The organism is Ruminococcus sp. RTP21358st1_G6_RTP21358_211008 (genome assembly GCF_040908885.1).
GTDB lineage: Bacteria > Bacillota > Clostridia > Lachnospirales > Lachnospiraceae > Blautia_A > Blautia_A faecis.
Window position 1 is genome coordinate 141,674 of the sequence record NZ_JBDGDM010000002.1, and the last position, 13,383, is coordinate 155,056.

12 protein-coding genes are annotated in these 13,383 nt (G+C 44.0%); all 12 read right to left on the reverse strand.

All coding sequences use genetic code 11. The features are described 5' to 3' along the window. Nucleotides 1-4 precede the first annotated feature (4 nt). A complete protein-coding gene (locus AB5Z12_RS01460) occupies nucleotides 5-1,441 on the reverse strand; it encodes an acyl-CoA carboxylase subunit beta (protein ID WP_195409343.1) in 1,437 nt (478 codons plus the stop codon). Nucleotides 1,442-1,613: 172 nt separating this feature from the next. Continuing rightward, complete coding sequence (locus AB5Z12_RS01465; RefSeq protein WP_243249254.1) at nucleotides 1,614-2,942, reverse strand: D-alanyl-D-alanine carboxypeptidase family protein; 1,329 nt, start codon at nucleotides 2,940-2,942, stop codon at nucleotides 1,614-1,616. A 152-nt stretch (nucleotides 2,943-3,094) separates the two neighbouring features. After that, on the reverse strand, nucleotides 3,095-3,829 hold the full coding sequence (locus tag AB5Z12_RS01470; RefSeq protein ID WP_368368534.1) for a zinc dependent phospholipase C family protein: 735 nt from the start codon (nucleotides 3,827-3,829) through the stop codon (nucleotides 3,095-3,097). A gap of 194 nt (nucleotides 3,830-4,023) precedes the next feature. Further along, on the reverse strand, nucleotides 4,024-4,593 hold the full coding sequence (scpB, locus tag AB5Z12_RS01475; RefSeq protein ID WP_118578031.1) for an SMC-Scp complex subunit ScpB: 570 nt from the start codon (nucleotides 4,591-4,593) through the stop codon (nucleotides 4,024-4,026). 3 nt (nucleotides 4,594-4,596) lie between these two features. Further along, entirely contained in the window at nucleotides 4,597-5,388 is a 792-nt protein-coding gene (locus AB5Z12_RS01480; protein ID WP_118578030.1) for a ScpA family protein, read from the reverse strand. A gap of 17 nt (nucleotides 5,389-5,405) precedes the next feature. Beyond that, nucleotides 5,406-6,194, reverse strand: coding sequence for a metallophosphoesterase (locus AB5Z12_RS01485; protein ID WP_118578029.1), 789 nt, complete (start codon nucleotides 6,192-6,194; stop codon nucleotides 5,406-5,408). Continuing rightward, a complete protein-coding gene (locus AB5Z12_RS01490) occupies nucleotides 6,166-6,291 on the reverse strand; it encodes a DUF6783 domain-containing protein (RefSeq protein ID WP_368356998.1) in 126 nt (41 codons plus the stop codon). The genes AB5Z12_RS01485 and AB5Z12_RS01490 overlap by 29 nt, the downstream gene beginning before the upstream one ends. After that, complete coding sequence (locus tag AB5Z12_RS01495) at nucleotides 6,273-7,301, reverse strand: molybdopterin-binding protein (RefSeq protein ID WP_173717744.1); 1,029 nt, start codon at nucleotides 7,299-7,301, stop codon at nucleotides 6,273-6,275. Before AB5Z12_RS01495 ends, AB5Z12_RS01490 begins: the two co-directional genes overlap by 19 nt. A 39-nt stretch (nucleotides 7,302-7,340) precedes the next feature. Next, nucleotides 7,341-9,089: an ABC transporter ATP-binding protein gene (locus tag AB5Z12_RS01500; protein ID WP_148461980.1), complete on the reverse strand. Its 1,749-nt coding sequence runs from the start codon at nucleotides 9,087-9,089 to the stop codon at nucleotides 7,341-7,343. 323 nt (nucleotides 9,090-9,412) lie between these two features. After that, nucleotides 9,413-10,681, reverse strand: a complete 1,269-nt coding sequence (locus AB5Z12_RS01505; RefSeq protein WP_173736118.1) for a D-alanyl-D-alanine carboxypeptidase family protein — start codon at nucleotides 10,679-10,681, stop codon at nucleotides 9,413-9,415. A 134-nt stretch (nucleotides 10,682-10,815) separates the two neighbouring features. Further along, on the reverse strand, nucleotides 10,816-11,508 hold the full coding sequence (locus AB5Z12_RS01510) for a P-II family nitrogen regulator (RefSeq protein ID WP_118578026.1): 693 nt from the start codon (nucleotides 11,506-11,508) through the stop codon (nucleotides 10,816-10,818). A gap of 188 nt (nucleotides 11,509-11,696) precedes the next feature. Continuing rightward, nucleotides 11,697-13,301 carry a DUF1538 domain-containing protein gene (locus AB5Z12_RS01515; RefSeq protein WP_330602360.1) on the reverse strand — a complete coding sequence of 535 codons (1,605 nt, stop codon included), beginning with the start codon at nucleotides 13,299-13,301 and terminating at the stop codon, nucleotides 11,697-11,699. Nucleotides 13,302-13,383: the final 82 nt, after the last annotated feature.

The window sequence follows — 13,383 nt, forward strand, 5'->3', positions numbered from 1 at the left end:
TCGCTTAGACCGTGCCGTGTTTCTTGGACGGACGTTCTTCCCTTTTTGTGAACAGCATTTCAAATGCACCGATCACATATTTTCTTGTATCAGCCGGGCTGATAATGGTGTCAACATATCCTCTTGCTGCTGCAGAGGAAACAGAGTTCTGAAGTTCTCTGTACTCAGCTGCTTTCTCAGTAAGAGCTGCTGCGTCATCGCCTGCATACATGATCTTGGCTGCAAGGTCAGCATCCATCATACCGATCTCTGCGTTCTCCCATGCATATACCATGTCTGCACCGATTGCTTTGCTGTTCATAGCTGTGTAAGCGGTTCCAAATGCTTTGCCGATCACAACGTTAACCTTCGGAACAGTAGCATCTGCAAATGCATGAACCAGTGTTCCAACAGATTTCGCCATCATCTTCTCGCCACATACAGTAGCCTTGAAGCCGTTTACATTTGTAAGAGTAAGTACCGGGATCTCGAAAGCGTCACAGAATTTTACGAACTCTGCTGCTTTTCTTGCACCGCGTGCACTAAGGGTTCCATCAGACTCCCATACCTTTTTGCCTTCTGCATCATAGCTCTCGCTTCTGTTTGCAACAGCACCAACAGTAGCGCCGTTCAGTCTGATAAATCCAACAGCAACGCTCTTGCCGTAGTCAGCTTTTACCTCGAAGAACTGTCCGTTATCAGCGATTCTGGAAAGTGCAATGGCTGTGTCACCTGTGCAGTTCTCAATATCCTCGCATACACGGTTCAGGTCGTCTGTGCACTCCATGTAAGAATCAGTGTCTTCGCAGTTAGATGGCAGATATGTTACGAGTTCACGGATTTTTCCAAGGATCTCGTCCTCAGTGCCGATTCCGTCTACAAGACCTGTCTCTTCGCTCTGGAATCTGGCTGAGGATGTGTCACATTTGGAAACGTGGTTGCCTTCAAGGGCGTTCGGGGTGTTTACAAACAGTTTGCCTTTCTTCTCTTCAACAAATGTGAAGTCTGTCAGTGCCGGTACAAGTGCCATACCACCACCGCAGGTACCGAAGATACCTGTGATCTGTGGGATCAGTCCGGATGCCAGAGTCTGTTTCATATAAATTTCACCGAATGCTTCCAGTGCGTCAGTTGCCTCCTGAAGACGGAGACCTGCACAATCGATCAGGCCGATCACCGGAGCACCGGTCTTCATAGCCATATCATAAAGTCTGGTAATCTTCTTGGCATGCATTTCACCAACGGTTCCGTTCAGTACGGAAACATCCTGGCTGTACACATACACCAGATTTCCATCGATTACACCATATCCGGTAATAACACCGTCTGAAGGTGCTTTTTTCTCAGTCATGTTGAAATCTGTATTTCTGGCTGTTACACTTTGGCCGATCTCAACAAAACTGTTCGCGTCAAGCAAAGAAGTGATTCTTGTGCCCGCTAAACTTTGTGTTGCGTTACTCATTCTTTCTTGCCCTCCATTTTATAATAATTTAAAAGTATAACCAAAAATTCTGCCGATTCTAATTGTACATTTTTTCACACAATTTTTCAATAGTTTTCCGTGTTTTTATGCAAAAAAATCCCTCGATTTTCGGGGGATTTTTTTATATATCATACATATTCCGTCAGGCTTTTTAGTGAAAAAAGTCATGAAACACCTTGTTTGCGCACCATAAATAGGTGATTTTGACAATATTGCGATCTGCTGTCACAAAATAGTTATCCAGGACAAGTTCTCCAAGACAAAAAGTGACCTGACCAATTTTCTGCCCCTTTTTCACAGGTGCTGTCAAATTTTTCTCAATACGCAGATGGCAGGTAATCTTTTCCCCTTCTTTCAGAAGGATCTGTTTCTTTTTGTCAGAATCAGATGCCTGAATCTGGCCATTTATATATACATCTGCGAAACCTGTCCCAGTTTCTGTGAAAATTCTCCCGGAATTTTCCTGGTTTTCCTTACCAGATTCTTTCCCGCTGCTTTCGTCAGTCCCATCCTTTACTGGTATAGCCGGAATCTCCGGCTCCTGCCAATAGGTTTCCTTGTGAAAATTTGCTTTGCCATATTCCAGCAGTTTCATGGCATCTTTCCATTTATATGTCTTATTATTCGGCCAGCCGCAGCCAAGAAGGGAAATAATAAATTTTCTTTTCTCATTTTCACAGGCTGCCACATAACAATAACCCGCATTTCCTGTAAAACCTGTTTTTCCTGAAATGGCGTCCGAAGTCATATCAAGAAATGCATTTGCATTATGGACGGAAAACTGACGTTTTCCTGTAATATCAGAAAAAGAATAATCCCTGGTCTGTGTGATATGAAGAAATGCTTTATTTTTCACAGCATAGCTCATGATCAAAGCCAGATCTCTTGCGGTAGTCTGATGAATGCCTCCTGCATCTGCACTGTCAAGACCGTTCGGCGTAACAAAATGAGTGTTCGTGCAGCCAATCTCCTTTGCTTTTGCATTCATCATTTTTGCAAACCCTTCCACAGAACCGCCAATGTATTCAGCAATTGCCACAGCCGTATCATTATGGCTTTTCAACATTAAAGAATAAAGAAGATCTTCCAGGTAATACTGCTCCCCTTCCTTTAAATTCAGCTTTACTTCTGGTTGAGAGGCCGCATTTTCTGACACCATTACATAATCATCACCGGAGCCCTTTTCCAAGGCAAGGATACAGGTCATTACCTTTGTGGTACTGGCATTCGGGCGAGCTGTATAGCCCTCTTTTTCGTACAGTACCCGGCCAGAATCCCCATCCATAAGAACTGCGGATAAGGCATAGAGATTTCCAGGTCCGTCTGTTTCTTTCATATCAACAGCTGCCGGTATCATCTGCACAATGGAACTGACAGTCTTTTTTTCATCTGTGCCAGTGCTTCCTGACACCTGGGCAGCAGTGCATAAAACAAGTACAAAAGTCAGTGTAAAACAAAAGAATCTGTATCTGCTTTTCATAGTCCACCCCACATTCCGTTTATAGTATTTTACGCGGACCTGTCCCAAACTATGCAAAGCTCACTCTACAAGTTTTGCCTGATAAAAAGAACAGGTATCTTACAAAATACCTGTCCCTGAAATTGGTTCAATTTTCAGTTTGTATATCACAGCTAACCATTGTAAGTCAGATTCCATCGCTCAGACAACAGCATGTCCTCCTGGGAAAGCTGATACAGCTCCAGCAATTCTGCCGGTGCCTCTTTCACCTCTTTTTCAAACAATGTATTCAGCTGTTCCACAGGTTCCCTGCTGCCACCTGCCGGCTGAGCCATCATATAGTGATCGATCAAAGCAGACTGTGCTCTTCTTCCTCCAAGGCTGGAAAGCTTCGACAGACGCGCCCGTCTCGTCCCGCCATCGTCACATACCAGCAGATTTGTCATAAATTTCATCAGTTTAAGGCTCAGAAGAATATCTCCTGTTTTTACAAGAGGAAAAGCCTTGTGGATTTCCGCTGCATTTTTGCGTTTTGCTTTGATACAATCAGAAGGATAAAAGGCATATGGATTTTTCCCATTTTCTTCCATAAGGAAGCGGTCAAATTCAATTTCCAGAAGGCTGTGGGAAATCCTGCCCTTATCATTCATTTCATTTACAAAAGGATGACAGGAAGAGTCCAGAAGATAATGACAGCCAAAGCCAAGAAGATAGGCAAGAAGTGCCTCATCACCAGTCTCTCTGACCTGCGCCATTCCCTGGGTAAAAAATGCCCGGGCTTTTTCTTTGTGCATACGGTATCCTACACTGCTTACGTGATTCTTAAAAATAAAATAATAGAAGAAAATATCCGGTCCGTGAAGACCGATCCGATACAGTTCACCGTTTTTCCGAATAATTTCTTTCACTTGATCGGGCAATTGCCTGTATACTTTCTGACCAAACAAATCATGTGCATATGTTGTGGGCATTTTTTCTCTCCTGTCTTATCGCCTGCAGTTTATCTGCGGCTTACTTGTCCTGTTTCATTGTCTGCAGTTTATCCGGGCTTACTTGTTCTGTTATATCGTCTGCAGTTTATCTGTGGCTTACTTGTCCTGTCTTATATATCCAGCTTCAGCTGTACTTCCTCTTCTGCCTCAGCCTTAAAATCCGCCATTTTTACCGGATCCACAGCCGGCAGCTCTTCCAGACCCTGAACACCAAATGTGCGAAGAAATTCTTCTGTAGTGCCGAAAAGGATCGGCCGTCCAGGTGCATCAAGACGCCCAAGCTCCTTTACCAGATTATACTCAACCAGCTTATTTACTGCATGATCGCTTTTTACTCCCCGGATCTTTTCAATCTCAGCTTTTGTCACAGGCTGCTTATAGGCTATAATAGACAGCGTTTCCAGCATAACATCTGTAAGGGCAGGTTTCTTAGGCTGCATGGCAATCCGGATCAGACAGCCATAGTAATCCCGTTTGGTGCACAGCTGATAAGAGCCCTCCAGCTCAATGATCTGGATTCCCCTTCCCTCATCCTTATATTTATCCATCAGATTATGGAGTAGTTTTTCTGTAGTTGGCTTATCCTGCTGGATTGCTTTCGCAATCTGACCTAATTCCACAGATTCACCCATCGCAAACAGGATTGCCTCAACGGCACCTTCTAATCGTTTAATTTCCATACACTATCCTTCTTCCTCTGCAAATTCTGTCAGATTCTTCCAGGTTTCCGGCTCTGTCACAACATTGATCTGAATGTCATCAAAAATCTCTTCCTGAACCACATGAATGTGTCCCATTTTTATCAGTTCCAGCACGGAAAGGAAGGTAACGATTACCTGTACTTTGGAGCACTGCTTTTTCAACAGATCCCGAAAACTGAATTTCCTGTGAGTCTTTGCAAATTCTTTCATCTCCAGCATTTTATCAGAAAGACTGACTTCTTCCTTCTCGATTTTTCCAAACTGACTTCGGATAGGGTCCCGTCTGTCGTCCTGCCGCCTGATGATCGACTGGTAAATGGCGTTTAATTTCTCAAGAGTAAGACCAGCCAGAAGTTCTGAGGGATCCACTGGCTCCCGATACTGAAGCACCTCCCTTGGCACATCCGGCTCACGGAAATAAACGCCGCTGGCATCGTCCATTTTGTCCTTCAGCTCATAAGACATATATTTATACATCTTATATTCCAGAAGTTTCTGAACCAGTTCCGCTCTGGGGTCCTCCTCTTCTCCTTCTTCATTGATTTCTTTTGGAAGAAGCATCCGGCACTTGATATCCAGAAGTGTGGCTGCCATGACCATAAACTCACTCATAACTCCAAGATCTTCTTTTTCCATAGCGTGAATGTATTCCATATACTGATCCGTAATCTCCACAATCGGTATATCATAAATATCAATTTTATTTTTATCAATAAGGTGAAGGAGCAGATCAAGCGGTCCTTCAAAAACATTCAGTTTTACGGGAATTGCCATGCGCTTTCCTCTCTCCCTTACGGTTTCATTTCTATAAAAATCAGCTCTCTTGGATTATGGATCCGAAGAGGCACTGTGTGTTCCCCAAGGCCTGCACTTACGATCATACATTTGCCATTTTTGTAAAAATCGCCGCAACAGTATTTTGGAAAAGGTATAAACTGGGAACTGATGGCTCCCACATGTCTGGAAAAACGGAGCACACCGCCATGGTAATGTCCAGACAGAATCAGGTCTGCCCCCCAGTGGAAATAGGTTCTGCCATATTTTGGGTTATGGGCAAGAAGAATATTTATGGCTTCCGGATCTGGCTTTCCCATAAGCTCTTCCATTTTTTCAGAAGTTAGCTTCGGGGAAAAAGGCTTGTGATAGTATTCCAGTGGAAGTTCCAGTCCATTTACCACAAAGGAATTGCCAGCCAGAACAACTTTGCTCTTCTCATTTGCCAGAAAACAGATTCCTTTTTGTTTCAACTCTGCCTGATATTTCAGGTACTCATTCCGATAAAGGTGCCCTTTGGCTTTCATTTTGGTTTCGTGGTTTCCCATGGCGTAAAAGATGGGGAAGTTCTTCGCCAGTGTACAAAGCAGTTTTCTGGCAGTTTCCAGGGTGGAAGGATCCATCCGGACCACCATGTCTCCGGCAAGAAGAATGGCATCGGGGTCATTTTCCTGGATTTTTTTCAGCAAAGCACTGTTCTCTTCGCCGAAAATGCTTCCGTGAAGGTCTGCAAGAACAGCAAAGCGCACGCTTTTTTTTATTTTCGGGTTATGGACTTCATAGGTTACAGTTCGAAATTTTTCCATAAATCTCCTTAAATACTTTGTAATTTCCAGAGCGTGTTTGAAAAAGGCCTTCTGCAATCTGCACGCCCCAGGCCCTGCTTACTTTCCAAATCCACAATTGGGGAAGGTACAGACTTTGCAGCTCAGGCAGAGACCGCCTTCTCCGTATGCAGCAACTTCTTCCGGGAAAATTTCATCGTCTGCCATGATTCTTGGCAGAACCAGGTCAAATACAGTACGCTTCGCATACATGACACATCCAGGAAGCCCAAGGATTGGGATGCATTTGCCCTCTTTCTCATAGTAAGCGATGAGAAGCATGGCTCCTGGCAGTACCGGTGCACCGTAAGTAACAACTCTGGCTCCTGTATCACGGATTCCTCCAGGTGTACGGTCATCTGGATCCACACTCATACCGCCGCTGCAGACTACCATGTCTGCACCCTGGTTAATAAATTCCATAATGTCGTCTGTGATCTGTGCCTTGTCATCTCCTGGAGTCGTCTGACCGATCACCTCAGTGGGGTACTCAGAAAGCTTTTCTTTTAATACAGGGGTAAAAGTATCCTGAATCAGACCTTTTTTTACCTCGCTTCCAGTTGTAACGATTCCAACCTTTTTAAAATGATAGGGAAGAATGGAAAAAATCGGTTCCGGGCCAGCGGCTTCCACAGCTCTGTCCATTTTTTCTTTTTCGATTACAAGAGGGATGATCCTGGTGCCAGCCAGTTTATCTCCTTTTTTTACCGGGAAGTCCCCATGGCGGGAAGCAATCATCATCTCCCCCAGAGAATTCACTGCCAGAAGGGCATCTCTGCGGATTTTCAGAACTCCGTCCTCGTCTGCTACCAGTTCGATCTTGCCTTCTTTCACATCAGTTCCATGCATGGAATCTCCTGCACAGATTTTATACAAAATATCAGCGCCCTCATTTTCATGAAGAATTCCCTCTTTCTTTTCCCACACAAAAAGATGTTCTTTTCCAACAGAAAGGAGCAGCGGAATGTCCTCTTCTTTCACAATATGTCCTTTGGAAAACAGAACGCCTTTCTTCTCATCCTTTATAATCTGTGTAATATCATGGCAGAGGATCTGGCCTGCTGCGTCTTCGGTTCTTATTTCTTTCATTCTGCAATTCATCCTTTCGCATATAATTGCTGTTTACGATCACAATCCGGCTTTGCAAAGTTTCGCATATACGCCGTCCTTCTCCATCAGCTCCTGATGTGTACCTTCTTCTGCAATTCCATCTTCGGTCAGCACCAGGATCCTTCTGGCATTGCGGATCGTGGAAAGACGATGGGCGATCACGAAGGTGGTTCGGTCTTTGGCAAGACGTTCCAGAGATTGCTGCACTACCTTCTCACTTTCGTTATCCAGGGCGGATGTTGCCTCATCAAAGATCAGGATCGGCGGATTCTTCAGAAACGCTCTCGCAATGGAAAGACGCTGTTTCTGTCCTCCGGAAAGCTTCACGCCACGCTGTCCAATGTCTGTGCCATAGTTATCCGGCATTTCCATAATAAAATCATGAGCATTGGCAAGCTTGGCTGCGCGGATGACTTCCTCGTCGGTAGCGTCCGGACGGCCATATCTGATATTTTCCATAATGTTTCCTGCAAACAGGTATACATCCTGCTGCACAATTCCAATCTGATTACGAAGATCCTTCAGTTTGATCTTTCGGATATCTTTTCCATCCAGATAAATGGCACCAGATGAAACATCATAAAATCTGGGGATCAGACTGCAAAGGGTAGTCTTTCCAGCTCCAGAGGTGCCTACAAGGGCAACATAGTCACCGGGCTTCACTTCCAGATTTACGTTAGAAAGCACTTTCTCATTGTGGTCTTCATAGTGGAAAGAAACATTTTCGAAACGGATATCTCCTTTTACATGATCCATAGAAACGGCATCCGGCGCATCCTCAATATCCGGCGCAATGGACATCATTTCCAGGAAGCGGTCATAACCACTGTAGCCGTTCTGGAACTGCTCGGTAAAGTTTACCAGCTTGGTAACCGGCTCTGTAAAATTGTTAATATACAAAAGAAAGGTCACAAGATCTGTGGCGCTTAAATCTCCTGCTGCCAAGAACATGGCTCCGGAAACCAGTGCAGTAACTGTGATCAGCGTGGTAAACGCATCCATGCCTGCATGATAACCTGCCATATAGCGGTAAGTCACACGCTTGGAATCCACAAAACGCTCATTTCCTTTACGGAATTTCTCAATCTCACGCTTCTCATTTCCAAAAGATTTTACCACACGGATTCCGGAAAGACTGTCCTCGATCTGGCTGTTGATCTCGCCCATGCGCACACGGTTTTCCTTAAATGCACTTTTCATCTTTTTATTATAAATCAGTGCATAGATCAGCATAATAATTACAACTGCAAAACACAGCAGCGCCATCTGCGGCTTTACATTCATAAGAATGATCAGTGCTCCGAACAGCTTGATCACTGAGATCAGAATATCCTCCGGTCCATGGTGGAGAAGCTCTGTAATATCAAAAAGATCACTTGTGATCCTGGAAAGAAGCTGGCCGACCTTCTGATTATCATAAAATGCAAAAGAGAGCTTCTGGTAATGGCTGAATATCTCGTTTCGCATATCATGCTCAATATAAGCACCCATCATATGTCCATAATAGGTGATAAAATAACGGCTTCCAAGCTGCACCAGGATCAATACCAGCATTCCCACCCCGATTTTCAAAATCATGGTCTTCGCTTCAGCCGCTGGCATTTCACTTATGGAATTCATAATATAACGAACCATCAGTGGAATGACAAGTGTCACTGCTGCCCCAAGGAATGCAAAAAAAAGATCTGCAAAAAACAGTCCCTTATATGGTTTATAATAGCCTGCAAGCATCTTTAATCTGCCAGGCTGTTTTTTCTCTTGTTTCATATGATTCTCCTCCGCTTTTGCTGCTATATTTTTGTAAGACATCAGCAAAAATTTTCATACAGAGTTTATTATAAACCGATGAGGACTGTTTTGTCAAAATGCTTCTGTAATTTGTATAACTATTTTTAGGGTTACTGTTCACTCCGTTCACAGTAACGCGCTTCGCGATGCACAGAAATCATGCATTCGCATGATTTCGCGCCGCAATTCTCGGGTTTTCTGTGAACTTTGTTCACAAAAAACGCCTCGCGGAACGTTACCAGTGAACAGTAACTTTTTAGGGGCAAAGGTGAAAATCAGGTTCTCCTGCCATACTACGTTCTTTACAATAGCTTTAATAGCTTTTCCAGACAGTTTTTATAGGTTGCTTTTTCTATAGTTTCAGAAAAAAGAATGTTCACCTCTCCAAGCTTTTGTCCATTCTGGTAATACTCCAGGGTACCGGCAACATCGCCTTCTTTTACAGGCGCCTGGACCTGAGTTTCCAGATTCAGTTTCCGTTCCACTTCGCCTATGGTTTTGCCGTCGGTGCTCAGATACTGGAAGTTCTTTTCATATTTTATTTCTGTAGTAGGTTTGGTTCCTTTTCGGACCTCTATCTGGGGAAGCTTTTCGGGATTTTCATCCGTGTAAAAGCTGCATTTTGAAAAACCGTAGTTCAGCATGGCAGCGGCGTCCTTGAAACGAACTTTGTAATCGGGTGCTGCCATAACTACAGAAATCAAGGTAATGTTATTTCGGGACGCCACAGCAGATACGCAATACTTTGCCAGACTGGTACTTCCAGTTTTCAGACCGATGCATCCGTCGTAGCTTCGAAGGAGTTTGTTAGTGTTCGTTAAGCAAAACTCTTTGGAGCCTTGTCTGGTCACATGAGTAATATTTTCCATCCATATAGAAGAGTACTCCAGGATCTTCGGATATTTGGTGATCAGCTCCCGGCTCATAATGGCAATGTCCCGGACAGTTGTGTAGTGATCTGTGGATTCTGTCAATCCACAGCAGTCTACAAAATGGGTATTCTCCATTCCAAGCCCTGCTGCCCGCTCATTCATCTGCCGCACAAATTCCTGCTCGCTGCCTCCAATATGCTCTGCCATTGCTACACTGGCGTCATTTCCAGAGGCGATCACAATGCACTTGATCATAGTCTCCACGTCCTGGGTTTCTCCTTCCTCCAGAAATACCTGGGAGCCACCCATAGATTTCGCATAGGCACTGGTGGTTACCAGATCATCCATTTTCAGTGTACCATTCTCCAACGCATCGAAAATCAGGATTAACGTCATAATCTTTGTAATACTCGCTGGACTTCGCCTGGTATCCGAATCTTTTTCGTAAATTACAGTGCCTGTACTGGCCTCCATTAAAAGAGCAGAAGGTGCCTGCACAAGCGCATCATCAGGTGCTGCTGGCTCCGTGGTTTTTTCTTGTTCTTCCGGGGATGCAGCGGTATTATCACTTGTAAAATTTTCTGCCCTTTCATTCAACGATATATCTGCTTTCCCATATACAATCCGACAGCCAGTTCCCACCATGAGACTGGCCAGCAAAATAGGTAAAACCGCCTTTCTTATTGCCTTTCCAAGCATAGGATGTCTCCTCAAAAATAAGTTCTATTCTATTGTAAAGCGGTCACCATAATTTTATTACTATAATCTCAGAATGCAAAAGCATCACCAATCTGCAAATATTTCCATGACTTCTCCACGTAAAAAAGTGGAGTTTACGAATTTTCTTCCTCATCTTCCAGGATCCGCAGCCCGGCTGTGCTGGTTACGGGGAGGGAAAATACGATGGTTCCTGCTTTGGAGGTGAGACCGGCTTTTTCCATGATAGCACTCATAATGGCATTTTTCTGTTCTGATTTTGCCACAATGAAGATCACCTCTTTTTCGGAAACCAGGGAAACGCCAAGAAACTGTTCGGCGCGCTTCATTCCTACCCCTTTTCCATGAAGAACGGTACCGCCGGTTGCGCCACCCTCCTCTGCTGCTTTCATCACCTGGGTGTTATATCCGTAATTGGCAATTGCCACGATCAGTTCATGCTTTGTCTCTTTCAATGTACCTTCCTCCTCTCTTACAAACTCCTGTCCCTGAATGAGAAATCCCAATTCCCGTTTGCCGCCAATGCTGCTCATGGGAATGGTAAATGCAATCCCAGTTCCGGGCACGTCGATCCGCAGCTGGTTCTGCAAGCCCTTTTTCACCTTTTTCCAGGTAGCTTCTGTCACAAAGTGAAAACAGATGCTTTTCTCATCATCTTCTAATCCCATATAGTCAAGGATGGAGCTTGAGGCAGTTCCCATACCAAGGGAAACCGTTCCTACTTCTATCTGATTTTCCCGGTAAAGTGCTGCAAATTTCGACATGTATTTTCGGTTGGTGATGGTAACCATCATGTATAATTCGCTCATAGATGATTCCTTTCTTTATAAAGTTCGTTGCTGTTCATAATCTTCCCTGAGTGTACCCAATCATCATTCCTATAATCTGTACTTCCACTTTGTGCCACACAAAAATGGCATCTATTAGGTCTTCCTAACTATAATTGTTCATTTATAATGTGTTTGAGTCAACACTCAATCCCTATTTTCTTAATTTTCTATAACTCTATAATTTCTGTGTCTTCCAGTTCTTCAAACAGTTCCGCCACTGGTATAGCTTCCACTGGTATTTTGTCCGCAGGCAAATTCTTCCCCTTGCCTCCAAGCTCGCCGCCTTTTACCTGGTAAACCAAGCCCAGCACCTGAAGAGTAATAAGAGGCGTCATGGCAACCATCGCCACTACTCCAAAGGCATCTGTCACAATATTTCCCCCCACAGCTTCACAGGCGCCCTGTGCAAGAGGAAGGAGAAAGGTTGCGGTCATAGGTCCTGAGGCAACACCACCAGAGTCAAATGCAATGGCAGTAAAAATTTTCGGCACAAACAGGCTGAGAATTAAAGCAATAGCATAGCCTGGCACCAGAAAATAGAAAATGGAAATTCCGGTCAGCACCCGAAGCATGGAAATCCCAACAGAGACTGCCACACCCACAGACAAACCGATCTGAATAGATTTCCCGGAAATCGCTCCGTCAGTCAGCTCCTCAACCTGCTTCATCAGCACATATACCGCAGGCTCGGCTTTTACAATAAAGTAACCGATCACCATTCCAAGAGGCACAAGAATCCAGTTATAAGGCAGATTTCCCAATACCATCCCCAGGTAATTTCCAGCTGGGATAAAGCCTACATTTGCTCCGGTAAGAAACAGAACAAGTCCTATATATGTATAAAATAAACCGATACAAATTTTGATCAGCACAGTTTTATTCAATTTTAGCGAAACAATCTGGAAAATTCCGAAGAAAACAACAATTGGGAAAAGGGATACGGCGATCTCCTTAAAATATTTCGGCAGTGCAACTGCAAATAATTTTCCCAGTTCTATAGAATTTTCCACTTCAGAAACCACTTCCAGCGCAGCACTGCCTTCCGTGTGGTACAAAAGTCCCAGAATCAGAACTGCCAAAATAGGTCCAATGGAGCACAGGGCCACAAGCCCGAAACTATCATCTCCGGCATGTTTATCATTACGGATGGATGCAATACCAACACCCAATGCCATAATAAAGGGTACTGTCATAGGTCCAGTGGTCACTCCACCGGAATCAAATGCCACTGCCAGAAAATTCTCAGAAACAAACATGGCTAATACAAATACTAAAATATAGAAACTGAATAACAATGGCGGCAGTGCAATTCCAAAAAGGATACGCAATAAGGCCACAACAAGAAACGCACCAACACCAAGTGCCACGGATAAGATCAGCACCAGATTGGGCACAGAAGAAACCTGTTCTGCAAGAACCTGCAGATCTGGTTCAGATATTGTGATAATAAAGCCCAGAATAAAACCGATAATTATAATAAAGCCTAACTTTTTCGTGCGAAGCATACTGCCTCCCACATGTTCTCCCATGGGCGTCATGGATAATTCTGCTCCCATGGAAAAAAAGATCATTCCCAGGATCACAAGCACAGATCCTACCAGGAATTCCACCAGGATGCCTGGAGATAACGCAGCCACGGTAAAACCAAGTATAAAAACGATCAGTACAATGGGAATCACTGCGCTGATGGATTCTCTGGCTTTCTCCCTGGCTTTTTCCTTTAAGACGGACTGATGGGACTGAAGTTCTCTGATTAATTTTCTTTTTTCCACATATACCTCCTCATATAATCAAGTGTTTTTTATTGAAAATTCAAGGTTTTTCAACCTTTCATATCTCAGTGAATAAGCCACA

Excerpts from the sequence above, each read along its gene's own strand:
- AB5Z12_RS01460 (WP_195409343.1), bottom strand. The coding sequence starts at position 1,441 with ATGAGTAACGCAACACAAAGTTTAGCGGGCACAAGAATCACTTCTTTG.
- AB5Z12_RS01465 (WP_243249254.1), bottom strand. The coding sequence starts at position 2,942 with ATGAAAAGCAGATACAGATTCTTTTGTTTTACACTGACTTTTGTACTT.
- AB5Z12_RS01485 (WP_118578029.1), bottom strand. The coding sequence starts at position 6,194 with ATGGAAAAATTTCGAACTGTAACCTATGAAGTCCATAACCCGAAAATA.
- AB5Z12_RS01510 (WP_118578026.1), bottom strand. The coding sequence starts at position 11,508 with ATGAGCGAATTATACATGATGGTTACCATCACCAACCGAAAATACATG.
- AB5Z12_RS01495 (WP_173717744.1), bottom strand. The coding sequence starts at position 7,301 with ATGAAAGAAATAAGAACCGAAGACGCAGCAGGCCAGATCCTCTGCCAT.
- scpB (WP_118578031.1), bottom strand. The coding sequence starts at position 4,593 with ATGGAAATTAAACGATTAGAAGGTGCCGTTGAGGCAATCCTGTTTGCG.
- AB5Z12_RS01480 (WP_118578030.1), bottom strand. The coding sequence starts at position 5,388 with ATGGCAATTCCCGTAAAACTGAATGTTTTTGAAGGACCGCTTGATCTG.
- AB5Z12_RS01500 (WP_148461980.1), bottom strand. The coding sequence starts at position 9,089 with ATGAAACAAGAGAAAAAACAGCCTGGCAGATTAAAGATGCTTGCAGGC.
- AB5Z12_RS01505 (WP_173736118.1), bottom strand. The coding sequence starts at position 10,681 with ATGCTTGGAAAGGCAATAAGAAAGGCGGTTTTACCTATTTTGCTGGCC.